At 64.3% G+C, this 22,836-nt stretch carries 25 protein-coding genes; 17 read left to right on the top strand and 8 right to left on the bottom strand.

Annotated features, from left to right (window positions below; genetic code table 11):
- The first annotated feature begins 17 nt into the window (after positions 1–17).
- Complete coding sequence (locus I6F17_RS16380; protein WP_036036873.1) at positions 18–632, top strand: TadE/TadG family type IV pilus assembly protein; 615 nt, start codon at positions 18–20, stop codon at positions 630–632.
- A 91-nt stretch (positions 633–723) separates the two neighbouring features.
- Here the strand turns inward: I6F17_RS16380 and I6F17_RS16375 are convergent, their stop codons facing one another.
- The 3 genes from I6F17_RS16375 to I6F17_RS16365 all read right to left on the bottom strand — a co-directional run bounded on the left by I6F17_RS16375 (position 724) and on the right by I6F17_RS16365 (position 3,077).
- On the bottom strand, positions 724–936 hold the full coding sequence (locus I6F17_RS16375) for a cold-shock protein (RefSeq protein WP_035998097.1): 213 nt from the start codon (positions 934–936) through the stop codon (positions 724–726).
- A gap of 258 nt (positions 937–1,194) precedes the next feature.
- On the bottom strand, positions 1,195–1,482 hold the full coding sequence (gene infA / locus I6F17_RS16370) for a translation initiation factor IF-1 (RefSeq protein ID WP_035998101.1): 288 nt from the start codon (positions 1,480–1,482) through the stop codon (positions 1,195–1,197).
- A gap of 23 nt (positions 1,483–1,505) precedes the next feature.
- Positions 1,506–3,077, bottom strand: coding sequence for a DEAD/DEAH box helicase (locus I6F17_RS16365; protein WP_225127128.1), 1,572 nt, complete (start codon positions 3,075–3,077; stop codon positions 1,506–1,508).
- Positions 3,078–3,556: 479 nt separating this feature from the next.
- Here I6F17_RS16365 and urtA point away from each other — a divergent pair, with 479 nt between their 5' ends.
- The 15 genes from urtA to I6F17_RS16290 all read left to right on the top strand — a co-directional run bounded on the left by urtA (position 3,557) and on the right by I6F17_RS16290 (position 17,666).
- Complete coding sequence (gene urtA, locus I6F17_RS16360) at positions 3,557–4,879, top strand: urea ABC transporter substrate-binding protein (protein WP_225127130.1); 1,323 nt, start codon at positions 3,557–3,559, stop codon at positions 4,877–4,879.
- 84 nt (positions 4,880–4,963) lie between these two features.
- Positions 4,964–6,571 carry an urea ABC transporter permease subunit UrtB gene (gene urtB, locus I6F17_RS16355; RefSeq protein ID WP_225127132.1) on the top strand — a complete coding sequence of 536 codons (1,608 nt, stop codon included), beginning with the start codon at positions 4,964–4,966 and terminating at the stop codon, positions 6,569–6,571.
- Positions 6,568–7,737 carry an urea ABC transporter permease subunit UrtC gene (gene urtC, locus I6F17_RS16350; protein WP_225127134.1) on the top strand — a complete coding sequence of 390 codons (1,170 nt, stop codon included), beginning with the start codon at positions 6,568–6,570 and terminating at the stop codon, positions 7,735–7,737. The genes urtB and urtC overlap by 4 nt, the downstream gene beginning before the upstream one ends.
- 6 nt (positions 7,738–7,743) lie before the next feature.
- Complete coding sequence (gene urtD / locus I6F17_RS16345) at positions 7,744–8,505, top strand: urea ABC transporter ATP-binding protein UrtD (protein WP_036036854.1); 762 nt, start codon at positions 7,744–7,746, stop codon at positions 8,503–8,505.
- Positions 8,506–8,593: 88 nt separating this feature from the next.
- Positions 8,594–9,289 carry an urea ABC transporter ATP-binding subunit UrtE gene (gene urtE / locus I6F17_RS16340; protein ID WP_225127136.1) on the top strand — a complete coding sequence of 232 codons (696 nt, stop codon included), beginning with the start codon at positions 8,594–8,596 and terminating at the stop codon, positions 9,287–9,289.
- Between the two features lie 38 nt (positions 9,290–9,327).
- Entirely contained in the window at positions 9,328–10,158 is an 831-nt protein-coding gene (locus tag I6F17_RS16335) for an urease accessory protein UreD (protein WP_225127139.1), read from the top strand.
- Positions 10,159–10,196: 38 nt separating this feature from the next.
- Complete coding sequence (locus I6F17_RS16330; RefSeq protein WP_007605424.1) at positions 10,197–10,499, top strand: urease subunit gamma; 303 nt, start codon at positions 10,197–10,199, stop codon at positions 10,497–10,499.
- Positions 10,500–10,630: 131 nt separating this feature from the next.
- On the top strand, positions 10,631–10,936 hold the full coding sequence (locus I6F17_RS16325; RefSeq protein WP_026202067.1) for an urease subunit beta: 306 nt from the start codon (positions 10,631–10,633) through the stop codon (positions 10,934–10,936).
- Positions 10,937–10,992: 56 nt separating this feature from the next.
- Entirely contained in the window at positions 10,993–11,532 is a 540-nt protein-coding gene (locus tag I6F17_RS16320; protein WP_225127141.1) for an HD domain-containing protein, read from the top strand.
- 34 nt (positions 11,533–11,566) lie between these two features.
- Positions 11,567–13,282 carry an urease subunit alpha gene (gene ureC, locus I6F17_RS16315; RefSeq protein ID WP_036036862.1) on the top strand — a complete coding sequence of 572 codons (1,716 nt, stop codon included), beginning with the start codon at positions 11,567–11,569 and terminating at the stop codon, positions 13,280–13,282.
- 129 nt (positions 13,283–13,411) lie between these two features.
- The gene (locus tag I6F17_RS16310) at positions 13,412–13,711 is read left to right on the top strand and encodes a putative quinol monooxygenase (protein ID WP_035998129.1); all 300 of its coding nucleotides are present in this window, start codon (positions 13,412–13,414) and stop codon (positions 13,709–13,711) included.
- Between the two features lie 13 nt (positions 13,712–13,724).
- Positions 13,725–14,336, top strand: a complete 612-nt coding sequence (ureE, locus tag I6F17_RS16305; protein ID WP_225127152.1) for an urease accessory protein UreE — start codon at positions 13,725–13,727, stop codon at positions 14,334–14,336.
- The gene (locus tag I6F17_RS16300) at positions 14,317–15,045 is read left to right on the top strand and encodes an urease accessory protein UreF (RefSeq protein WP_225127294.1); all 729 of its coding nucleotides are present in this window, start codon (positions 14,317–14,319) and stop codon (positions 15,043–15,045) included. Before ureE ends, I6F17_RS16300 begins: the two co-directional genes overlap by 20 nt.
- A gap of 39 nt (positions 15,046–15,084) precedes the next feature.
- The gene (gene ureG / locus I6F17_RS16295) at positions 15,085–15,708 is read left to right on the top strand and encodes an urease accessory protein UreG (protein WP_025033975.1); all 624 of its coding nucleotides are present in this window, start codon (positions 15,085–15,087) and stop codon (positions 15,706–15,708) included.
- Between the two features lie 299 nt (positions 15,709–16,007).
- Positions 16,008–17,666: an HWE histidine kinase domain-containing protein gene (locus I6F17_RS16290; RefSeq protein ID WP_225127154.1), complete on the top strand. Its 1,659-nt coding sequence runs from the start codon at positions 16,008–16,010 to the stop codon at positions 17,664–17,666.
- Here the strand turns inward: I6F17_RS16290 and I6F17_RS16285 are convergent.
- From I6F17_RS16285 to I6F17_RS16265, 5 genes are all read right to left on the bottom strand, one after another.
- The gene (locus tag I6F17_RS16285; RefSeq protein ID WP_036021630.1) at positions 17,663–18,271 is read right to left on the bottom strand and encodes a TetR/AcrR family transcriptional regulator; all 609 of its coding nucleotides are present in this window, start codon (positions 18,269–18,271) and stop codon (positions 17,663–17,665) included. The genes I6F17_RS16290 and I6F17_RS16285 overlap by 4 nt on opposite strands.
- A 90-nt stretch (positions 18,272–18,361) precedes the next feature.
- The gene (locus I6F17_RS16280) at positions 18,362–19,510 is read right to left on the bottom strand and encodes an OpgC domain-containing protein (RefSeq protein ID WP_225127156.1); all 1,149 of its coding nucleotides are present in this window, start codon (positions 19,508–19,510) and stop codon (positions 18,362–18,364) included.
- Between the two features lie 187 nt (positions 19,511–19,697).
- On the bottom strand, positions 19,698–20,153 hold the full coding sequence (locus tag I6F17_RS16275) for a hypothetical protein (RefSeq protein ID WP_057028148.1): 456 nt from the start codon (positions 20,151–20,153) through the stop codon (positions 19,698–19,700).
- 88 nt (positions 20,154–20,241) lie between these two features.
- Positions 20,242–20,613: a DUF883 family protein gene (locus tag I6F17_RS16270; RefSeq protein ID WP_035998171.1), complete on the bottom strand. Its 372-nt coding sequence runs from the start codon at positions 20,611–20,613 to the stop codon at positions 20,242–20,244.
- Positions 20,614–20,691: 78 nt separating this feature from the next.
- Positions 20,692–21,804, bottom strand: a complete 1,113-nt coding sequence (locus I6F17_RS16265) for an AI-2E family transporter (protein ID WP_036036890.1) — start codon at positions 21,802–21,804, stop codon at positions 20,692–20,694.
- A gap of 208 nt (positions 21,805–22,012) precedes the next feature.
- On the opposite strand from I6F17_RS16265, the gene I6F17_RS16260 reads away from it, so the two are divergent.
- Positions 22,013–22,828 (top strand): L,D-transpeptidase, encoded by an 816-nt coding sequence (locus tag I6F17_RS16260; protein WP_035998178.1) that lies wholly within the window; start codon positions 22,013–22,015, stop codon positions 22,826–22,828.
- Positions 22,829–22,836: the final 8 nt, after the last annotated feature.

Below are 22,836 nucleotides of genomic sequence, written 5' to 3'. Positions count from 1 at the left end.
TGGATCTGGGCGGACCGATGCGGGCGATTGCGAACATCTGGAGGAATGCACGCGGCTCCGTGCGCGGCTTCGTCGCCGACAAGCGCGCCCTGGCGGCGACCGAATTCGCGATCATCGTACCGCTGATGCTGGTGATGTTCTTCGGCACCGTGGAATTTTCGTCCGCCGTGGCGATCGACCGCAAAATCACGTTGATCGCGCGGACATTGTCCGATTTGACCTCGCAGTCGACCACGCTCAACGATGCCGGCATGAAGGATACGTTCACGGCAAGCATCTCCGTCGTCATGCCTTACGACGCTGCGCTCGTGAAGGGCACGATCTCCCAGATCTACATCGACGCCAACAGCATCGCCAAGGTCCAGTGGAGCAGGGCCGGCACGATTGCGAGCGGCGCGACGCAAGCCACGCTTGCGACCTCGGCTCGGAACGCCGGCGACACGGTCACCACGATGATTCCCCCGGCACTCTTGATTCCGTCGAGCTATCTCATCCTGAGCGAAGCCAACTACACTTACACGCCGACCATCGGCTACGTGTTGAAGTCGAGCGTAACCCTGAGCGATCTCTCCTACACGCGGCCGCGTCAGGTCACCTGCGTGCCCTACAACAACGTGCCGTCGACGTGTTGAGATCTGTCAGCCGCCCGTGACATGAAAAAGGCCGTGCGTTGCGCACGGCCTTTTTGCTTTGGCTCGCTGATCGGGCCGGCGCCCGGCGGGCTCAGCCCGCAGCGCGCAGGTTGTCCGCCGCCGACTTGCCGGAACGGCGGTCGGCCACGATCTCGTAGGAGATCTTCTGGCCCTCGCGGAGCGAGCCGAGGCCGGCGCGCTCCACGGCGCTGATGTGAACGAACACGTCCTGGCCGCCATCGTCGGGCTGAATGAAGCCGTAGCCCTTGGTTGCGTTAAACCACTTCACGGTTCCCATGCTCACGGGGTAGTCCCTCTCAGATAACACTATGTCGGAGCCCGCTCGCGCGGGCAGGGTTAGATCGAATTTCTGGAAGGGTCGTCAGCGTGTCTGAACCGGCTGTACCGGTGGATGCCAATGTCGTCCGGCCGAAAATCGATTAATTCATTTTATCGGAAGCAACGGTTCGAAACAATCCGGACGCGCACGATTTTTTGATCCGCCGTGATGTCAACGGCGGATCACCTAACAGATCGGAATTCGAACCCGCGCCGCAGCCGACTAGCGGCGGCGGAATTGGCCGCCGCGCTGTCCGGGACGGGGCGGTCCGCCCGGCGTGCTGGGACGTTCGTCCTTGTGGCGGAAAATCAGTCGGCCCTTCTCGAGGTCATAGGGCGACATCTCCACCGTCACGCGGTCGCCCGCGAGCGTCTTGATGCGGTTCTTCTTCATCTTGCCGGCGGTATAGGCAACGATCTCGTGTCCGGCGTCGAGCTGCACGCGGTAGCGGGCATCGGGGAGGATTTCGGTGACCAGTCCTTCGAACTGGATCAGCTCTTCCTTAGCCATTGATATCTCCAGGTCGTGGACGGCTAGTGCGAATAGGGTTTGCGGTTCGGTTGGCTGTTTGGCCGACTCTGGCGGCGCAAAAAGGCAACGCCTTGTATCCCATCAGGGGTCCCGGCGCTATGCGCGGAACGCTGTTCCGGACGGTCGACAGGCGATGAATGCATCTTACCACCGGAGCGGCGGCGGCGAGAACCCTTGGGGGCATTCGGGCCACTGCCGGGCCGTCCGTCCGCATGCCTTGCCTCGGGGTGGCGTCCCTCACCGTGCCTGCCGTCGCCTTGCTTGCCGGCACTATGGTGGCGCCCGTCGGCATGCCGTTCGTCGGCGCGACGTCCGTCACCGTGCCGTGCGCCTTGCGGGCGCTGGCCCGGCCGGCCCTGTCGTTGCTGTGACGGAGCGGGACCGGGGTCGCGGCGGCCGGCGTCGGTGCGGTGGTCCTCCCGCGGCAGGGCGACGCGAATCAGCCGCTCGATGTCGCGCAGATAGCCGAGCTCCTCGCCGCCCGCGACCAGCGAGATCGCGGTGCCGTCGGCGCCGGCGCGTGCGGTGCGGCCGATGCGGTGGACGTAGGTCTCCGGCACGTTCGGCAGGTCGAAGTTGATGACGTGACTGATGCCGTCGACGTCGATGCCGCGGGCGGCGATGTCCGTGGCGACCAGGGTGCGGATCTCGCCCGATCGGAACTGGGCCAGCGTACGCTCGCGGTGATTCTGCGACTTGTTGCCGTGAATGGCGTTGGCGGCGATACCGGCCTTGGCCAGCGTCTTCACCACCTTGTCGGCGCCGTGCTTGGTGCGGGTGAAGACCAGCGCGCGGTTGATCGCCTCGTCCTGCAGCAGCTTGGTCAGGAAGGCCGGCTTGGCCGCGAAGTCGACCTGCAGGATGCGCTGGTTGATCCGCTCGGCGGTCGAGGACACCGGGGTCACCGCGACACGGGCGGGGTCGCGCAGCATGGAATCGGCGAGCTCGGCGATGTCCTTCGGCATGGTGGCCGAGAAGAACAGCGTCTGCCGCTTGATCGGCAGCTTGGCGACGATTTTGCGGATGTCGTTGATGAAGCCCATGTCGAGCATGCGGTCGGCTTCGTCGAGCACAAGGAACTCGACGCTTGAAAGCTTCAAGCCGTTGCTCTGGACGAGGTCGAGCAGGCGGCCGGGGGTGGCGACCAGCACGTCGACGCCCTGCATCAGCGCACGGACCTGGCGGCCCATCGGCACGCCGCCGATCGCGAGCGTCGAGGACAGGCGGATGTGGCGGCCGTAGGCGTTGAAGCTGTCGAGGATCTGGCCGGACAGCTCGCGGGTCGGCGACAGCACCAGCACGCGGGCGGTCTTGGGCTGCGCCTTGATGCGGTTCTCGAGCAGACGATGCAGGATCGGCAGCGCGAAGGACGCGGTCTTACCTGTACCGGTCTGGGCAATGCCGACGACGTCGCGGCCGGTCAACGCCAGCGGGATGGTTTGGGCCTGGATCGGGGTTGGGGTGACGTAATTCTCTTCACGAAGAGCGCGCGCGATGGGTTCGGCGAGGCCGAAGTCCTGAAACGAAGTCAAAAGAGGGGTTCTTTCCATGTCAAAAGCGAACGCCCGGCGCATCAGCGCGGCGCGCGCAAAAGGGTGTCGAGAAGACACCTGCGTGTTTGGGGTGTCGGATGGCTTGGATGATATGGGGCAAGCCAGAGGCCCGGAGAGGGCTTAAGAACACGCGGCTCGCTACGACCCCTTGATTCGCAAGAGGTCTCGAACGCTCATATGGAACATCGAGGGGGCGCTTTCAAGGCACTTGCCTCCAAAACAGCGGGTGCGGTGCAAAAATACTGCTGCCAGAAATTTAGCCAGAATTGGCGATCTGCTTAGAAAGTAGTCTGACTGCCGCTTTCGCATACATTTATGTTGCCCATGATTTAGGCTGTAAGACTGCGGAGAAACTTCGATTTCTGCCAATTAGTTTAGCAAATTCAATAAGTTGATAGGTGCCCAGCCCATGGCATGGTTCTTGCGATTCCGTTAACCGCAGGCGGCCGTGGGGCCGTTTCGCAGCGTTTTCACGTCTGCGTCAGGGAGATGAGGCACTCATGTTTAACAAATCCACTCACGATATAGCGGCGTCATTTAGCCGCCGCGGCGTGCTCGCTGCGACCGCCGGACTGATGCTCGGTCTGGCTTCATTGACTGGCGCAAAGGCCGCCGACGACACCATCAAGGTGGGTGTACTCCACTCCCTGTCCGGCACCATGGCAATCAGCGAAACCACGCTGAAGGACACCATCCTCTTCCTGATCGACGAGCAGAACAAGAAGGGCGGCGTGCTCGGCAAGAAGCTGGAAGCCGTCGTCGTCGATCCCGCATCGAACTGGCCGCTGTTCGCCGAAAAGGCGCGCGAGCTGATCACCAAGAACAAGGTCTCGGTCGTGTTCGGCTGCTGGACCTCGGTGTCGCGTAAGTCGGTGCTCCCGGTGTTCAAGGAGCTCAACAGCATCCTGTTCTACCCCGTGCAATACGAGGGTGAGGAGAGCGAGCGTAACGTGTTCTACACGGGGGCCGCGCCGAACCAGCAGGCGATCCCTGCCGTCGACTACCTCATGAAGGACGAGAAGGTGAAGCGCTGGGTGCTCGCGGGCACCGACTACGTCTATCCGCGCACCACCAACAAGATCCTGGAGGCCTATCTGAAGTCCAAGGGCGTCGCCCAGGAAGACATCATGATCAACTACACGCCGTTCGGTCATTCCGACTGGCAGACGATCGTGGCCGACGTCAAGAAGTTCGGCTCGGCCGGCAAGAAGACCGCGGTGGTCTCGACCATCAACGGCGACGCCAACGTTCCCTTCTACAAGGAGCTCGGCAACCAGGGCATCAAGGCCAAGGACATCCCGGTGGTGGCGTTCTCGGTGGGTGAGGAAGAGCTCGCCGGCATCGACACCAAGCCGCTGGTCGGCCACCTCGCCGCCTGGAACTACTTCCAGTCGATCAAGTCGCCGGAGAACGAGAAGTTCATCAAGGCGTGGCAGGCCTACACCAAGAATCCGAAGCGCGTGACCAACGATCCGATGGAAGCGCACGTGATCGGCTTCGACATGTGGGTCAAGGCGGTCGAGAAGGTGAAGTCCACCGATCCCGACAAGGTCATCGACGCTCTCCCGGGCATCGAAGCCAAAAACCTGACCGGCGGCACCTCCAAGATGCTCCCGAACCACCATATCACCAAGCCGGTGTTCATCGGCGAGATCAAGGGCAACGGCCAGTTCGACGTGGTTTGGAAAACCCCGAGCCTCGTCCCCGGCGACGCCTGGTCGAAGGAGCTCGACGGCTCCAAGGACCTGATCGGCGACTGGGTCGGCAAGAAGTGCGGCAACTTCAACACCAAGTCCAACAAGTGCCTCGGCTCGGGCTCCTGATCCCGATCTGACGCTCCATTGCAAGACCGGAGAGGGCGGCGATCCCGCCGCCTTCTCCACTCATTTCTGCCGGGGTCATTCACAGTGCCAGCCCATTTGTCCGCTCGTCTCTGTTCGCTTGCACTCTCGTTGTTCCTGATTGCGTTCGCACTGCCGGCCTTCGCCGGTCCGTTCGAGGATGCGGTCGCCAAATTCGCCAACGATGATTTTTCCGACACGGAAGAAGCGATCGGTGTGATCGCGGGCAGCGGCAGCAAGCTGGCTTTTCCCATCATCAATGCGCTCCAGGACGGCCGTCTCATGGCCGATCCCGACAGCAAGAAGGTCTACGTCACCGGTGCCGACGGTAAGTCGATCGACGCTGCGACCGGCGAGGCCGTCGCCAGCGTTCCCGACAGTGCGAGCGCGGTTCGCCTCAACAACCGCCTGCGCCGCAGCGTCGACGCCGCACTCGGGAGCCTGACGCTGCAGTCTCCGGATCTGGGAACGCGCCTGCAAGCCGCGCAGTCCGTCTTCAAGTCGCACGAGGAGACCGCGCTCGAGGCGGTCGATGCCGCGCTTGCCAAGGAAGCCAACAAATCCGTCAAGGCGGCGCTCACTGAGGCCCGAGCCGCGATCCTGCTGTTCAAGTCCGACGCCACCGAGGTCGAGAAGCTCGAAGCGGTCGCAACCCTCAAGGCGCGGGGCGACCAGGATGCGCTGGCGCTGCTCACCGGAATGGGCGACCAGCCGGCCTCGGTCACCAAGGCCGCCGCGAGCGCGATCGGCTCGATCCAGAATTCGCTCGCGGTCTGGTCGATGGTGCAGAATGCCTGGTACGGCCTCTCGCTCGGCTCGGTGCTGCTGCTCGCCGCGATCGGGCTCGCCATCACCTTCGGCGTGATGGGCGTCATCAACATGGCGCATGGCGAGATGGTGATGATCGGGGCCTACACCACCTTCGTGGTGCAGGAGGTGATCCGTACCCGCTATCCCGGCCTGTTCGACTATTCGCTCTTGATCGCCGTGCCGCTCGCCTTCCTCGTCGCCGGCGCGATCGGCGTGCTGATCGAGCGCAGTATCATCCGCTTCCTCTACGGCCGCCCGCTGGAGACGCTGCTCGCGACCTGGGGCCTGTCGCTGGTGCTGCAGCAGGCGGTGCGCACCATGTTCGGCCCGACCAACCGCGAGGTCGGCAACCCCTCCTGGATGAGCGGCGCGTTCGAGCTCGGCCAGATCACCATTACCTACAATCGGCTCTGGATCCTTGTCTTCACGCTCGCCGTGTTCGCGATTCTGCTCGCGATGCTGCGCTACACCGCGCTGGGCCTCGAAATGCGTGCGGTGACGCAGAACCGCCGCATGGCGGCTTCCATGGGCATCGCCACCTCGCGCGTCGACGCGCTGACCTTCGGCCTCGGCTCGGGCATTGCCGGCATCGCCGGCGTGGCGCTGTCGCAGATCGACAATGTCAGTCCCAATCTCGGCCAGAGCTACATCATCGACAGTTTCATGGTCGTGGTGTTCGGCGGGGTCGGTAATCTCTGGGGCACGCTGGTCGGCGCCTTCACGCTCGGCATCGCCAACAAGTTCCTGGAGCCGGTCGCCGGTGCCGTGCTCGGCAAGATCGCCATCCTGGTCCTCATCATCCTGTTCATTCAAAAGCGGCCGCGCGGCCTGTTCGCGCTCAAGGGCCGTGCGGTGGAAGCATGACCCCTCACATGCTGACGCGATCGCTGGACCGCAGCGCGACGATCTTCCTTGCCGTCGTCGCGGCCTGCGGCATCCTCATTCCGCTCTCCAACCTGCTGCTTCCCGCGGGCTCGTTCCTGCAGGTGCCGACCTATCTTGTCGCGCTCTGGGGCAAGTATGTCTGCTACGCCATCCTGGCGCTCGCGATCGACCTGATCTGGGGCTATTGCGGCATCCTCTCGCTCGGCCACGGCGCCTTCTTCGCGCTCGGCGGCTACGCCATGGGCATGTACCTGATGCGGCAGATCGGCACCCGCGGCGTCTACGGCAATCCGATCCTGCCCGACTTCATGGTGTTCCTGAACTGGGAGAAGCTGCCCTGGTACTGGTACGGCTTCGACATGTTCTGGTTCGCCGCGCTGATGGTGCTGGTCGTGCCCGGCCTGCTCGCCTTCTGCTTCGGCTGGCTCGCCTTCCGCTCACGTGTCACCGGTGTTTATCTGTCGATCATCACGCAGGCGATGACTTACGCGCTGCTGCTCGCCTTCTTCCGCAACGACTTTGGTTTTGGCGGCAATAACGGCCTGACCGACTTCAAGGATATCCTGGGCTTCAACGTGCAGGCGGAGGGGACGCGCGCCGCGCTGTTCGCGCTGAGCTGCCTGGCGCTGATCATCGGCTTCCTGATCTGCCGCGCCATCGTCTCCTCCAAGCTCGGCAAGGTCTTGATTGCCGTGCGCGACGCGGAATCGCGCACGCGCTTCCTTGGCTACCGCGTCGAATCCTACAAGCTGTTCGTGTTCACGGTGTCGGCCTGCATGGCCGGCGTCGCCGGCTCGCTCTACGTGCCGCAGGTCGGTATCATCAATCCGAGCGAATTCGCACCGGGCAATTCGATCGAGGCGGTGATCTGGGTCGCGGTCGGCGGCCGCGGCACGCTGGTCGGCGCGGCACTCGGCGCCGTCGTCGTCAACTACGCCAAGACGTTCTTCACCTCGGGCGTGCTCGCGCCGTACTGGCTGTTCATGCTGGGCGCATTGTTCATCCTGGTGACGCTGCTGCTGCCCAAGGGCATCGTCGGCACCTTGAACGCCTGGTGGGATCAGTCGAAGGAAAAACGCACCCCCGCGACTTCCGTGAGCGCTGCGGCCGAAGACGGCGTCACCGAACCCAAGATGGCGGAGTAAGCGGTCATGAACGTCATGGACACCCGCGCAACCTCCGCAATGCTCTATCTGGACGGCGTGCACGTCTCCTTCGACGGTTTCCACGCCATCAACAATCTGTCGCTGACGCTCGAGCCCGGCGAGATGCGCGCCATCATCGGCCCGAACGGCGCCGGCAAGACCACGATGATGGACATCATCACCGGCAAGACCAAGCCGGATGAAGGCACCGTGCTGTTCGACGGCGTCACCGACCTGACGCGCCTCGACGAGACCCGCATCGCCGAGCTTGGCATCGGCCGCAAATTCCAGAAGCCGACCGTGTTCGAGAGCCAGACCGTGCAGGACAATCTCCTGCTGGCGCTCAATGTCGACCACTCGGTCCGCGGCACGCTGTTCTGGCGCGGCAGCAAGGCGGAGTCCGAGCGCATCGACAGGGTGCTGGAGACGATCCGCCTCACCGAGGCCCGCAATCGCCTCGCTGGCAGCCTCAGCCATGGCCAGAAGCAATGGCTGGAGATCGGCATGCTGCTGGCGCAGGATCCGAAGCTGCTGCTGGTTGACGAGCCCGTCGCGGGAATGACCGACATCGAGACGCATCTCACCGCCGAGCTGCTGAAGGAAATCAACAAGACCCACACCGTCATGGTGGTCGAGCACGACATGACCTTCGTGCGCGAACTCGGCGTCAAGGTCACCTGCCTGCACGAAGGCACGGTGCTCGCGGAAGGGACCATCGACCAAGTCTCGTCCAACGAGCGGGTCATCGAAGTGTATTTGGGAAGGTAGCGAATGGCGAATAGGGAATGGCGAATGGACTGGCCGCTTCTCCTATTCGCTACTCGCCATTCGCTATTCGCCCGCAAAGGTGTTTCCGATGCTTGAAGTGAAAGACATCAACCTGTTTTACGGTGCTGCCCAGGCGCTGCGCGGCGTCTCGATCTCGGCCGAGCCCGGCAAGGTCACCTGCGTGCTCGGGCGCAACGGTGTCGGCAAGACCTCGCTGCTGCGCGCGATGGTCGGGCAATATCCGATCTCGTCGGGCGCAATCGTGTTCGACGGCAGCGATATCACCGGCCTCAGGCCGTACGAGCGGGCGCGCAAGGGCATCGGCTTCGTGCCGCAGGGCCGCGAGATCTTCCCGCTGCTGACAGTCGAGGAGAACCTCAAGACCGGCTTCGGCCCGCTCAAGCGCGAGGACAAGCACATTCCGGACGACGTGTTCTCGCTGTTTCCGGTGCTGCAATCCATGCAGGGCCGGCGCGGCGGCGATCTCTCCGGCGGCCAGCAGCAGCAGCTCGCGATCGGCCGCGCGCTGGTGATGCGGCCGAAACTACTTTTGCTCGACGAGCCCACCGAAGGCATCCAGCCCTCGATCATCAAGGACATCGGCCGCGCCATTTCGTATCTGCGCAACCTCGGCAACATCGCCATCGTGCTGGTCGAACAATATCTCGACTTTGCCTGCGAACTCGGCGACAGTTTCGCGGTGATGGATCGCGGCGCGGTGAAGTTCACCTGCGACCGCTCCAATCTCGATCCGGGCGAGATCAGCCGCCAGATGGCGCTGTAAGCCGGAACAGACCTGCCGCGACCGGCTGGGGGAAACGGATGCGCAGCGAATTGTCAGCCACGTCCACGCTGTTCGAGGCCAACCGTGCCCGTGGCACCGTGCGCTTCGACGTGCATGCGCGCGACGGGGTGACACGGCGCGGCACCTTGCATGAATCCGGTTCGCTCCGCGTCCGCTTTCCCTCGCCGGAAGATCAGGGCCTGTCCGGCGTGTTCGTCAACACGGCCGGCGGTGTTGCCGGCGGTGATCGCTTTGATATCGAGATAGCGGCGGCGGATGCAGCGCGGCTGACGCTGACCACAGCGGCCGCCGAAAAGGTCTATCGCACGCCCGGAGCGGCAGCGCAGCTCAACATCGCCCTGAAGGTCGGCGCGGGCGCGCATCTTGCCTGGCTGCCCCAGGAGACGATTCTGTTCGACCGTGCCCGCGTCCAGCGCCGCTTCGACATCGACCTCGACGAGGCGGCCTCGCTCCTGCTCTGCGAGATCGTGGTGTTCGGCCGCACCGCCATGGGCGAGCGGATGGAGCAGGGCGAGTTCGTCGACCGCTGGCGGCTACGCCGCGGCGGGCGGCTGGTGTTCGCCGAGACGGTCCGGCTCGACGGCGATATCGGTGCCAAGCTCGGCCGGTCCGCCGTCGCCAAAGGTGGCGCGGCGATCGGCACAGCCCTGATCGTGCCCGGCGACGAAGCCCTGGTCGAGCGCATCCGGGAGGCGTCGGAATCGTTCTCCGGCGAAGTCGGAATCTCGGCCTGGAATGGCTTTGCAATGGCGCGGTTCTGTGCCCAAGATGCGGCGCGCTTGCGCGCCGATATGATGACGGTGCTGGCGCGCACCGGTGCGGCCCTGCCGCGACTCTGGCTGAACTAGACTGGTTGAATTGACGTGTTGAACGGAAGAGATGTCGCATGAATCTGTCTCCCCGCGAAAAGGACAAGCTTCTGATCTCGATGGCGGCGATCGTGGCCCGCCGCCGGCTGGACCGCGGCGTCAAGCTCAACCATCCCGAGGCGATCGCGATCATCTCCGATTTCATTCTGGAAGGCGCGCGCGACGGCCGCACCGTCGCCGAGCTGATGCAGTCAGGCGCGCAAGTTCTGACCCGCGACCAGGTGATGCCGGGCATTCCCGAGATGATCCACGACATCCAGGTCGAGGCAACTTTTCCTGATGGCACCAAGCTCGTCACCGTGCACGAGCCGATCCGTTGAAGCGCGAGACTGTATCAACATCGTCATGCCCGGGCTTGTCCCGGGCATCCACGGCTATCAAACCAGACGCCAACACGTGGATGGCCGGGACAAGCCCGGCCATGACGCAGCGGAGCAACACGAGGTAGCGCATGATCCCCGGCGAACTCTTCATCCAGGACGGCGAGATCGAGCTCAACGCCGGCCGCAAGACCGTGACGCTGACGGTCGCCAATACCGGCGACCGCCCGATCCAGGTTGGCTCGCACTACCATTTCTTCGAGACCAACCCCGCGCTGAAGTTCGACCGCAAGAAGGCGCGCGGCATGCGCCTCGACATCGCCGCCGGCACCGCCGTCCGCTTCGAGCCCGGCCAGACCCGCGACGTCCAGCTCGTCGCCATGGCGGGGAAGAAGACGATCTACGGTTTCCGCGGCGATGTGATGGGGAAGCTGTGACCTCCGCAGGAACGAGCACGGCGCGGCATGGTTGAGGCGGAAACGGAGGTATTTCCATGCTCTCACCAATCCGCCTCGTCTCGGAAGCTGCCGAGCTCGCCGCGCAGCGCCATAACGGCATGGCGCGCAAGGGTCGCGGCAACGAGCCCTATATCAATCATCTCGCAGAGGTCGCGAACCTGCTCGCGACTGCGACCAACGGCGCCGATGCCGAGCTGGTCGCGGCCGGCTGGCTGCACGACACCATCGAGGACACCGACACCACGCGCGAGGAGCTCGCGCAGAGATTTTCCGATCGGGTCGCGTCCCTCGTTGCCGAGTGCACCGACGACATGAGCTTGCCGAAAGCGAAGCGGCGGCAGAAGCAGATCGAGGACGCGCCCCACAAATCGCCGGGCGCCAAGCTGATCAAGATCGCCGACAAGATCAGCAATACGGGCGCGCGCATTCAAACCGATCCGAATGCTGGGGAGCGCGAAGATCTCGCCGACTATATCGCCTGGGCCACGCAGGTCGTGGCGGGGTGCCGCGGCGGCAATGCGTGGCTCGACGAAAAATTCGATGACGCCGTGAAAGCAGCAAAGGCCTTGCTGTGACCAACCAGACATTCAATCGCAAACGGGGCTTGTGATGTCCGTCAAGATGAAGCGTTCCGTCTATGCCGACATGTTCGGCCCGACCACCGGCGACAAGGTGCGGCTGGCCGACACCGACCTCATCATCGAGGTCGAGAAGGATTTCACCACCTATGGCGAGGAGGTGAAGTTCGGCGGCGGCAAGGTGATCCGCGATGGCATGGGGCAGTCGCAGGTCACCAACAGGCAGGGCGCGGCCGATACCGTCATCACCAATGCGCTGATCGTGGACCATTGGGGCATCGTGAAGGCCGACGTCGCCGTCAAGGACGGCATGATCGCGGGCATAGGCAAGGCCGGCAATCCCGACATCCAGCCCGGGGTCACCATCATCATCGGCCCCGGCACCGACGTGATCGCAGGCGAAGGAAAAATCCTCACGGCCGGGGGCTTCGACAGCCACATCCATTTCATCTGTCCGCAGCAGATCGAGCACGCGCTGATGTCGGGCGTCACCTCGATGCTGGGGGGCGGCACCGGCCCATCGCACGGCACCTTCGCGACCACCTGTACGCCGGGGCCCTGGCACATGGGGCGGATGATCCAGTCGTTCGACGCCTTCCCGGTCAATCTCGGCATTTCCGGCAAGGGCAACGCGTCGCGCCCCGCCGCGCTGGTCGAGATGATCAGGGCCGGCGCCTGTGCGCTGAAGCTGCACGAGGACTGGGGCACCACGCCGGCCGCGATCGACAATTGCCTGTCGGTGGCCGACGATCACGACATCCAGGTGATGATCCACACCGACACGCTGAACGAATCCGGCTTCGTCGAGGACACGATCAAGGCCTTCAAGGGCCGCACCATCCACGCCTTCCACACCGAAGGCGCCGGCGGCGGCCATGCCCCTGACATCATCAAGGTCGCCGGCCTGAAGAACGTGCTGCCGTCGTCGACCAACCCGACGCGGCCGTTCACCCGCAACACCATCGACGAGCATCTGGACATGCTGATGGTGTGCCACCATCTCGATCCCTCGATCGCCGAAGATCTGGCGTTCGCCGAAAGCCGCATCCGCAAGGAGACGATCGCGGCCGAGGACATCCTCCACGACCTCGGCGCGCTCTCGATGATGTCCTCGGATTCCCAAGCCATGGGCCGCCTCGGCGAGGTCATCATCCGCACCTGGCAGACTGCCGACAAGATGAAGAAGCAGCGCGGGTCGTTGCCGCAGGATAAGGGCAAGGACAACGACAATTTCCGCGTCAAGCGCTACATCGCCAAGTACACGATCAATCCGGCGATCGCGCATGGCGTGTCGAAGCTGATCGGCTCGGTCGAGAAGGGCAAGCTCGCCGATCTCGTGCTGTGGTCGCCGGCCTTCTTCGGCGTCAAGCCGGACTGCATCGTCAAGGGCGGCACCATCGTCGCGGCGCCCATGGGCGATCCCAACGCCTCGATCCCGACGCCGCAGCCGGTGCATTACCAACCGATGTTCGGCGCGTTCGGCAAGGCGCGTACGGCATCTTCGGTGGTGTTCACTTCCAAGGCCGCGGTCACCGGTGGCCTGGCGCGAAAGCTCGGCATCGAGAAGAAGCTCTATGCGGTCCAGAACACCCGCGGCAAGATCTCCAAGAAGAGCATGATCCACAACGACGCGACGCCCAATATCGAGGTCGATCCGGAGACCTATGAAGTGCGCGCCGATGGCGAGCTCCTGACCTGTGCTCCGGCGGAGGTGCTGCCGATGGCGCAGCGATATTTCATGTACTGAAATAGCGCCTCGACGCATGTCCCCGGCGGTGTCCGGGGACGGCTTTTTGCGGTTTTGCGTTCGGTCCCGCCTGGTCTAATGTCCCGCCCGGTATCGTAACCCTCAGAAGAAAAGCCGGGAGGATTTCTCGTGATCTACGTCGTTGCAACCTTGACCATCAAGCCCGAGACGCGCGCCGAATTCATTGCAGCCGCCACCGCCTGCATCAAGGAGACGCGGAAAGAGCCCGGCAATATCGCCTATGACCTGCATGAGAGCGTCACCGACCCTGCCAAGATGGTGTTCGTCGAGCAGTGGGAGAATATGGAAGCGCTGGGGCCGCATCGCGCTGCCGAGCACATGAAGACGTTCGGCCGCGTTGCGGTGAAATGCTTCACGGCGCCGCCAAAGATCGAATACATCACGCCCGAGAAGGTCGAGACACGGTAAAGAGGTAAGACGCATGATCCGGGCGACGCAGGTCAGGGGACAGCACCGCTTCACGGAAGCACCAGTGGACACGGTCGTGCTCGATTTCGACGATCGGCACCGTCGTCGCATGGTGATGACGGGAACGCGTGGTCTCGAATTCCTGCTCGACCTGGAGCATGCCGTCGCGCTGCGCGGCGGCGATGCGCTGGTGCTGGAGGACGGAAGGCTGATCGAGGTGGTCGCGGCGCCCGAGCCGCTGCTCGAAATCCGCGGCCGCGATCCGCACCACCTCGTCCGCGTCGGCTGGCATCTTGGCAACCGTCATCTGCCGACCCAGATCTTGGCCAAGGCCCTGCGCATCCGCCGCGATCACGTCATCGAGGCGATGGTGAAGGGCCTCGGCGCGCGTGTGATCGAGATCGAGGCGCCGTTCGATCCCGAAGGCGGCGCCTACGCCGATGCCGGCCACGCGCATGGACACGACCATGCGCATCATGATCACGGCCATCATCACCATGACCATGGCCACCACCATGATCATGGCTCGCGCGACCATAGCCACGAGCACCACCATCACCACGACGAGCATTGCGATCATCCCGACCATCACCACGGCCACAAGCATGCTCATGACCACAAATGAGCCGGTCGGCGCCGGTGATCTTGCCGAGGGCGAGGCGGCGGCGCTGTACCGGCTGATGACCTGGCTTTCGCCGGCATTTCCCGTCGGCGGCTTCTCCTACTCCAGCGGCATCGAATGGGCGGTCGAGGCGGGCGACGTCACCGACACGATGGCGCTGGCGGATTGGCTCGATGCGATGCTCGGCGACGGCTCCGGCTTCTGTGACGCCACGTTTCTGGTCCACGCCTATCGCGCCACGGAATCGGGCGAGACGGCCACATTGAACGAGATCGCCGAGCTCGCGAGCGCCTTCGTGCCGTCGCGCGAGCGGCAGCTGGAGACGACCTCACAGGGCCGCGCCTTCATCGACATCTCGCGCGCCGCGTGGGATGCTGACGGACTGGACGCGACGGTCGCGGCATGCGGCGCGCCATTGGTCTATCCAGTCGCGGTCGGTGTGGTTGCCGCGATGCACGCCGTGCCGTTGGCGCCGACGCTGCACGCCTTCCTGCATGCGCTGGTCTCGAACTGGATTTCCGCCGCCAGCCGGCTCATTCCGCTCGGCCAGACCGATAGCCAGCGTGTGCTGGTGAAGCTGGAAGCCGCCGTCGCCGCCACCGCCAATCGCGCGCTGAATGCAACCTTGGATGATCTCGGCAGCGCGACGTTCCGGGCCGATCTCGCCAGCTTGCGGCACGAGACGCAATATACCCGCTTGTTTCGGTCGTGAGCGGTGCGGCCGTCAAGTCATCAGGAGAGAACGAGTCACATGGCGAAATCTCACGGTCCCTTGCGTGTCGGCGTCGGCGGTCCGGTCGGATCGGGCAAGACCGCGCTGATGGACCTGCTCTGCAAGACCATGCGCGAGCGCTATGACATTGCGGCAATCACCAACGACATTTACACCAAATGGGATGCGGAGTTCCTGGTGCGTTCGGGATCGCTGACGCCGGATCGCATCGCCGGCGTCGAGACCGGCGGCTGTCCGCACACGGCGATCCGCGAGGATGCCTCGATGAATCTCGCTGCGGTCGCGGACATGCGTGCCAAATTTCCCGGACTTGACCTCGTGCTGATCGAATCCGGCGGCGACAATCTCGCTGCCACTTTTTCCCCGGAGCTGGCCGACCTCACCATCTACGTCATCGACGTCGCCGCCGGCGACAAGATCCCGTCCAAGGGCGGCCCGGGTATCACCCGGTCCGACCTCCTGGTCATCAACAAGACCGACCTTGCGCCCCATGTCGGCGCCTCCCTGGAGAAGATGGAGACGGATGCCAGGCGCATGCGCGGCGAGCGGCCCTTCGTCATGACCAACCTCAAGAAGAGCGAGGGGCTCGACCGAATCGTCGGTTTCATCGAGGCCAAAGGCGGCCTGAAACGGGCGGGCTGACCGGACGCGACCAGTTGGCGCAGGCGTTTTTCGCCGTTAACGCCTGGGCCGTGCCGCAACCGCGGAACAAATTTCGGACACGGCGATTAACTACCTCCGGCGCCCGGGGCGAAGCTCATCCCGGCCAAACCATCGGCCGGGCGGATTAAGCTTTTCAGGCGACCCAAGTTGCGTACTGATGCCTCCTCCTTCATTATCTCCGCCACTGGGGTTTACCCTGCTTCGGCCCCTGGCCGTTCGAGCGGCGTTCATGTGCTCCGTGTTCATTGCCGACCTCCTGCTTTCGCCTGAGTAATCGCGTGGTCAGGCTGGGTTTCATCATCGGCTTCATCGCTCTGCTCGGGGCCTTGCTCTCCGGGCTTGCGGCTTATCGCGTCCACGACCAGGAGCTGGCGCTGGACCGGATCGCACTGGCGCGTGCAATCGACGTGCATGCGAGCCTGGTTCAGGACCGCCTGACCGAGCGGGAGCTGCTCGCGCGTGTCGCCTCGGGCCTGTTCCGCGCGCCGTCGGTGATCAAGCCGAACGTGCTGGAGCCGCTGCGCTCGGCGATCTACGCCTTCAAGACCGACTTTGTGGTGGCCGGCTGGATCGCCCGGCTGAAGCCGAACGAGCTTGCGGCGGCGCAGGCCGCCATCGCCAGCGCCGGCTTCCCGAATCCGCAGATCCGCTCGTTTGACGACAAGCCGATCAATCCTGCCGATGTCACCCAGCCGATCGATGTGCTGTTGGATCTCGAGCCGCGCAGCAACGAGACCAAGACGTTGCCCGGCCGCAGCTACGATCAGGATCCGGTTCGCAGCGCGATGCTCACGCGGGCGCGCGCCGAAAAGAGGTCTGTTGCCTCCGACCCGGTGCCGTTGATCCGCGGAAACGGTCCGATCGGCATCATCGTGGCCGCGCCAGTCGTTCCCGAGGGCGCGACGGATCCGGCCGGGTTCGTCACATTTTCCTACGAGCTCGCCTCGCTGATGCTGGCCAACGACGACATGTCGCTGTTCGCGGTGGCGCTCAGGGATCCGCGCAAGGACGGCGGCGAGCTGATCGCCAATGATCAGGGCGTGGTCTCGACGCGGATCGCGGCGGCGGACGGGGCGCCGTCGGCGACGCGCACGGTGAGCTTCGGTGGCCGCGATTGGCAGCTCGGCTATTACGCGAAGACCAATTCGGTGCGCCGCGCCGAGCAGACCGCCATCATCGTGGCGGCGATCGGCTTTGCCATCACCGCAATGGTGTGCGGCCTGTTCGGTTACGTCGCCTACAACAATCTGCGGCTCAGCCGGGAGATCCAGGTCAGGATCGGATTCGAGCGGCGGTTGACCGCGGTGATCGACGAGCTCAACCACCGCGTCAAGAACATCCTGGCGGTGATCCAGTCGATCGTGACGCGCACCTTGCGTCACGGCTCGGATATCGATATTGCGCGCGAGCTCCTGATCGGGCGCATCCACGCCATGTCCAATGTGGTCTCGCTGCTCAGCGAGAGCCAGTGGCAGGGCGTCAAGTTGAAGGGCCTGTTCGAGGCGCGCGCGATTCCGCATGCCGATCGCATCGCCGTCACCGGCCCCGACATCGCGGTCAGCGCGCGTGCCGCACAGAGCCTGTCGCTGCTGTTCTTCGAGCTCGCCTCGCATTCCGACGAGGGCCTGTCGCTGGTCGGCAAGCATCCGCACATCACCGCCAACTGGACGGTGACGGGCGAAGAGGGCGACGAGGTCTTCCATTTCCGCTGGGAAGAGTTCAACACCAGCGAGGCGACGCGCCGGCCCGATTCCGATTTCGGCCTGATCCTGCTCGACCGCGTCGCGCCCGAGGCGCTGGGCGGGACCGCCAAGCGCTTCTTCACCGACGTCTCCTACGTCTATGAATTGACCGCGCCGATGGAGACGGTGGTCGACATGACCGAGCGCGACCGCACGGATAAAATCTCGGCGCCGGTCAGGCCGGTGCGAAGCTAGCCCTTCGGCCGCAACACCAGATCGACGAGGCTGCGCGCGTAGCCGGGTGTGATCGGCGCGATGCCGAAGATATAGCGGTAGAACAGGCTGCCATAGATCGCGTCGTAGAGATTCTCAGGAGGACCCTCGGCCTGAATGCTGCCGTCCTTCTGGCCGGCGGCGATCATGTCCACCAGCGCGTCGCGGCGGAATTGCAAATACCGGGCGTAGAACAGCTCGGCCGACCCGGTCTTGGAAATGCATTCGGAGACGACGGCGAGCTGCACCTTGCCGAACTCGCCCTGCAGCGCCTCGGCATAGGCGGCGGCGTGGCGCCGCGCGCGCGCCGCGGGCGTGCCCGCGCTCGCGGGCGGCAGCGGCAGCATTTGCGCGGCATGGTGGAGGAAGGCGTCGATCAGCAGCGCTTCCCGCGACGGCCACCATTTGTAGATCGTCATCTTGGACACGCTGGAGTGGCGTGCGATCGCATCGATGGTGGTGGCGGCAAGGCCGGTGGCCGCCATAAGCGCATAGGCGCTTTCGAGGATGGCGTTGGTGGTCTCGATCGACCTTGGCCGGCCGCGCCGGGGCGCGCGCTCCGCCTCTTCACGCCCGTCTTTCGCCATCGCCACGCCCGGTCTCCTCGCGCAGGGTCCCGGCATAGCGCAGGGGCGGCATTCGGCCTAGCAGAATCGCACGATTTCGTCGCGAAGCGATCAGCTCTGGGCCTGCTGCCGCAGGGCTGCCGGCAGATCCTGCCGTTTCGACCAGGCGATGTAGTAGGCGAGCCCGGTCATCGCCGCGAAGCCGGTGATGCTCACCGCCACCTGCATCACCGCCAGGTTCGGCCCGGTGATTAGGATGAGGTGGCCAGCGAAGGATAGGAACACGGCGACGCAGAATACCGCGAGCCATTCCTCACCACATGCGATCACCGCTTGCAGCGGTTTCCATCTCAGGCCGGGGTGATCTGCCGGAATGAGATGGGTGGCAATGAATGCGAGGGCGAGGAAGTGGACCACCCGATAGGGAGCGAGGTTTTCCTTGTCGGTCGGAGCGATGCTGTTGAGGAGCAGATCGGGCAGGTAAGCCGACAGCGCCGGCGAATGGCGCATCAAGGTGACGGCCATCGCGAAGACCAGGTAGGCGCCGGCGAGGATCCGCAGCCAGGACATGCCGTGCAGCGCACGTCCCGGAGCGCCCGTCACGGCGAACCAGCCGCCCAGCACCATCAACATCTGCCAGCACAGCGGATTGAAGGTCCATTCCTCGTCCGGATAGATCCGAAAATTCCAGTCGAACCAGCGTGCGGCGAGATACAGCGCGACCGATGCCGCCAGCGTCAGGTTCGGGCCCCGCAGCAGGCCCCACAACGCGAACGGAAAGAACGCCATCAGCGGGACCATCAGCTGCAGCAGGTCGAGATTCAGCGGCTCTTCCTGGAGCACGAGACCGCGGACCAGGATGCGCAGCGGGTGCTCGAGAATTCCGGAGATGTTGTATTGGTGGATGATCTCCGGCGCCATCGATTGCCTGGCGACATAGGCGATGGCATCGATATAGATCACGAACAGCACGACATAGGCGGCATAGAGCCGCCAGACCCGGCGAAAGATGCGCGTCGCCGCGACCAAGTAGCCGCGTTCCAGCGCCATCCTGCCATGGATGATGGCGACCCCATACCCCACCACGAACACGAACAGGTCCGCCGCGCCGCTGAAGCCGAAATTGCGCAGCGTCAGCAGGTTGACGACGTTGTTGGGAATATGGTCGACGAATATGGACCAATTGGCGATGCCGAGCGTCAGATAGAGCCTGGCGTCATGCTGGAATGCGGCGAGGTTCGCCTTGACGGACGGTTTCATTGAGCAAAATAGCTTTGGGAATCAGGATGATGCTTTTAACGGCAACCGCCTGCTCGTCCGAGTAGCGTTTGCGTGAGCGGCAAGGCAATCGCGCCGAACCGCGCAGACTGCGGCCCTCGCCTACTATGCAAGTAGGATAGATGCGCCGGAAGGACTTACGACGAAATTTTCTACCCAGCTCCGATCGCTACTCGGCAGGTTCGGCCGACACCTCGTCGGACACGCCGGCGCGGCTCGCCAGGATGCCCAGGGCGACGCCCCCGATCGCCAGGATCGGCAGCAGCCGCTTGACGCCAATGGCACGAACGATCTGGAGCCCGGTGGCGAGGAGCATCGGATCTGCAAGCATGCTCTGCGCGGCCGATTTCGCGGCGCGCTCGGCCGCGATTTGGGCGCGTTTCTGCACCTCGCGCTTGTAGCTCCAATAGGAGCCTGCCGCGGCCAGGGTCAACAGAAAGAAGATGCCGGCGCCGGCAAGACAAGCCTGCACCGGGCCATATTTCTGCAGCACCCAAATGAAGACGGCGGCACAGAGGAAGCCTGTGGTCACGAGCAGCGCGAAGGCAGCGCCCGCGGCAAGGGAGGTCAGCCGAACCGTCGTGCCGGTTGATGCGCTGATGCCGTCGATGATGCGCTGAAACATGGCCTTGCTCCTCAATCCCCGCCAGCCGAATGGTCACGAGCCCACAGCGGCGGCGTGCCGCCGCCGTATCAAATGGGCGTCGACATCCTTAGCGGCGCCAGGCAACGCCGATCAGGAAGCCGATGCCGAGCGCCAGCCCGACGGTCGCCAGCGGCCGCTGCGTGATCGCCTCTTCCAGCGTCTCCTCGATCGAGCCGTAGGCGTCATGTGCAGCTTCCATCATCGCGCTGCCGCGCTCGGACATGTCGTCCATCGCGGAGTCCATGTTCTCGCGCGCCTGGCGATAGCCGCGGCGAGCCTGCTTGCTGGTGGAGTTGGCGAAAGTATTGAGCGCGTCGGTGATCTGGTCGGTGAGGGCGGCGATATCGCTTTTCACGGCTGCTACATCCTTTTCGAGGCGGTCTCGGGTGGCTTTGTCGGTCCAGTCTCTCATCCCGGCTTCGGCATTGGGCGTGGACATCGGGAGCTCCGAACTGTTGACGGCTGAGATGGGCGGAGAACGCTTCGTCGCCGGGTAAGTTCCGTTCGCTGAAACCGGTCAGGCTTGCGGCAGCTGCGGCGAATTCTCCGGCAGCAGGTGGTCCTTCAGGATCAGCGCGACGATCAGGAGCGGCGACGACAGGAACGCGCCCATCGGCCCCCACAGCCAGGTCCAGAATGCGAGCGCGAGCAGCACGGCGAGCGCGTTCAGGGCGAGCCGCCGCCCGATGATCGTCGGCGTGATGAAGTGACCCTCGAGAAAGGTGAGGCCACCGAAGGCGAGCGCGGCCATCAGGCCGCCGCCGAGGGTCGGGAAGGCGATCAGCCCGACCACGACCAGCACCACGAACATCGCCACGGGCCCGATGATCGGGATGAAGTTGAGCGTGGCCGCCAGTGCGCCGAGCCCGGCGGGATTGGGCATTCCGGTCAGCGCACAGATCAGGCCGGTGGCGACGCCGACGCCGACATTGATGAGGGTGACGGTCAGCAGATAATTGCCGAGATGGACCTCGATCTCGTTGAGGATCCGGAGCGTGCGCAGCCGCGCGTCGTGATTGCTGAAGGTCATGATCATGGCCCGCCGCAGGTCGCGCCAGCTTGCGATGAACAGGATCAGGGTGACGAAGAACAGCAGGAATTCGGTAAAGGTCGGTGACAGGAATTCCAGCGTCGGCTGCACCCACTCGAGCTTGGGCATGTGCAAGCTCGGCAATCCCTCCGAGCCGCCGAGCATGGCTTGCAGCTCCCGCCAGAGCGCAAGCGGCCGGTCGAACACGTGCAGCTTGTCCTTCAATTGCGCGCCGAGCTCTGGCAGGCGCGTGCTCCACGCCATGACTGGCGAAGCGATCAACGCGACGGCGAAAGCAACCACCGCGCTCACTGCGACCACGATCAGCACGGCGCCGACGCTGCGTGGGACCTTGCTTCGCTCCAGGAAGGTGGCCGCCGGAGACAGCATGGTCCCGATGACGAACGCCATCACAACCGGCAGGAAGAACGCCCGGCCGACATAGAGCACGGCGACGATGGCGATCAGCAACAGCCCGGCCAGCGCGAACGCGACGAATTCAGTGCGGCGGATCACCGGCGGCAGCTCGACATGGCTCTCGGGAAGCGGATCGCCTTCGCTGTTGCCGGAAATCAAACGTTCACTGGGTAGGACGCGCACAATATCTCTCCCGCACGGAATCCGTGATCCGCGCGCCCATTGATGACGTGACTAATGCTTGGGCGGCGTGCTGGTTCCATCGCGGCTTCGTGAACGGATGCTCGCTTGACTGTGACGTCGCTGCCGCACGCTGCGCCGGAACTTCGATCGAGGCGGCGGAGTTTGTTGAGGCAGCGCATCACCTGATGCACATCCAACGGGGCAGCTCATGACAAAGTTGTTTGCAGTCCGTCGCAGCTTCTCGCCGCGCGCCGTCGGCGCGTTCGCCTTCGCAACCGCTCTTCTCGCAGTGCCGGTGGGCACCGCGAGCGCCCAAACCTTCGGCTATGCGCCGATGCAGCGGGTGTACCCGCAGGACCTTTACTCGCAGGGCCAATACTTGCAGGGCCAACACTTGCAGGACCAAGGCTATTCGCAGGATGACATCAACGAGGCGCCGCAGGTCGCCGATGAGGATGCCCAATTGCCCGACCGGCTGCGCAGGCAGATCGTCGGCTTCGACCGGAGCGAGCCGGCCGGTACCATCGTCATCGATACCAACAGCACCTATCTCTATTACGTGCTCGGAGGCGGCCGCGCGATCCGCTACGGCGTCGGCGTCGGCCGCGAGGGCTTTACCTGGTCGGGCGTGCAAAGCGTCAGCCGCAAGGCCGAGTGGCCGGACTGGCATCCGCCGGCCGAGATGATCGCGCGCCAGCCCTATCTGCCGCGCTTCGTCGCCGGCGGGCCCGGCAACCCGCTCGGTGCGCGCGCGATGTATCTCGGCTCGAGCCAATACCGCATCCACGGCACCAATGATCCCTCCACCATCGGCAAGTTCGTCTCGTCCGGCTGCATCCGCATGACCAACGAGGACGTCGTCGACCTGTATAGCCGCGTCAATGTCGGCGCCAAGGTCGTGGTGCTGCCGAAGAACGCGCCGCTAATGGCGAAGGGAGGTGATCCCGTGCGCAAGCGTCCGGCCGTGACGACGCTGCCTTCGGGTCGGCAGGCGCTGAACATGACCACGTCGGCCGTGAATTAGTCTGCGAG

The organism is Bradyrhizobium sp. NBAIM18 (genome assembly GCF_020193825.1).
In the GTDB taxonomy this organism is placed as follows: Bacteria; Pseudomonadota; Alphaproteobacteria; order Rhizobiales; family Xanthobacteraceae; genus Bradyrhizobium; species Bradyrhizobium yuanmingense.
The sequence above is the reverse complement of the archived record's forward strand: the minus strand, read 5'-3'. Positions and strand labels throughout refer to the sequence as shown.

Bases quoted from the DNA above. Each gene is read 5' to 3' on its own strand.
- I6F17_RS16380 (WP_036036873.1), top strand. From the start codon at position 18: ATGCGGGCGATTGCGAACATCTGGAGGAATGCACGCGGCTCCGTGCGC.
- urtC (WP_225127134.1), top strand. From the start codon at position 6,568: ATGACCCCTCACATGCTGACGCGATCGCTGGACCGCAGCGCGACGATC.
- I6F17_RS16325 (WP_026202067.1), top strand. From the start codon at position 10,631: ATGATCCCCGGCGAACTCTTCATCCAGGACGGCGAGATCGAGCTCAAC.
- ureC (WP_036036862.1), top strand. From the start codon at position 11,567: ATGTCCGTCAAGATGAAGCGTTCCGTCTATGCCGACATGTTCGGCCCG.
- urtA (WP_225127130.1), top strand. From the start codon at position 3,557: ATGTTTAACAAATCCACTCACGATATAGCGGCGTCATTTAGCCGCCGC.
- infA (WP_035998101.1), bottom strand. From the start codon at position 1,482: ATGGCTAAGGAAGAGCTGATCCAGTTCGAAGGACTGGTCACCGAAATC.
- I6F17_RS16285 (WP_036021630.1), bottom strand. From the start codon at position 18,271: ATGGCGAAAGACGGGCGTGAAGAGGCGGAGCGCGCGCCCCGGCGCGGC.
- I6F17_RS16260 (WP_035998178.1), top strand. From the start codon at position 22,013: ATGACAAAGTTGTTTGCAGTCCGTCGCAGCTTCTCGCCGCGCGCCGTC.
- I6F17_RS16330 (WP_007605424.1), top strand. From the start codon at position 10,197: ATGAATCTGTCTCCCCGCGAAAAGGACAAGCTTCTGATCTCGATGGCG.
- I6F17_RS16335 (WP_225127139.1), top strand. From the start codon at position 9,328: ATGCGCAGCGAATTGTCAGCCACGTCCACGCTGTTCGAGGCCAACCGT.
- ureG (WP_025033975.1), top strand. From the start codon at position 15,085: ATGGCGAAATCTCACGGTCCCTTGCGTGTCGGCGTCGGCGGTCCGGTC.
- urtE (WP_225127136.1), top strand. From the start codon at position 8,594: ATGCTTGAAGTGAAAGACATCAACCTGTTTTACGGTGCTGCCCAGGCG.
- urtD (WP_036036854.1), top strand. From the start codon at position 7,744: ATGAACGTCATGGACACCCGCGCAACCTCCGCAATGCTCTATCTGGAC.
- I6F17_RS16300 (WP_225127294.1), top strand. From the start codon at position 14,317: ATGCTCATGACCACAAATGAGCCGGTCGGCGCCGGTGATCTTGCCGAG.
- ureE (WP_225127152.1), top strand. From the start codon at position 13,725: ATGATCCGGGCGACGCAGGTCAGGGGACAGCACCGCTTCACGGAAGCA.
- I6F17_RS16365 (WP_225127128.1), bottom strand. From the start codon at position 3,077: ATGCGCCGGGCGTTCGCTTTTGACATGGAAAGAACCCCTCTTTTGACT.
- I6F17_RS16280 (WP_225127156.1), bottom strand. From the start codon at position 19,510: ATGAAACCGTCCGTCAAGGCGAACCTCGCCGCATTCCAGCATGACGCC.
- I6F17_RS16270 (WP_035998171.1), bottom strand. From the start codon at position 20,613: ATGTCCACGCCCAATGCCGAAGCCGGGATGAGAGACTGGACCGACAAA.
- I6F17_RS16275 (WP_057028148.1), bottom strand. From the start codon at position 20,153: ATGTTTCAGCGCATCATCGACGGCATCAGCGCATCAACCGGCACGACG.
- I6F17_RS16320 (WP_225127141.1), top strand. From the start codon at position 10,993: ATGCTCTCACCAATCCGCCTCGTCTCGGAAGCTGCCGAGCTCGCCGCG.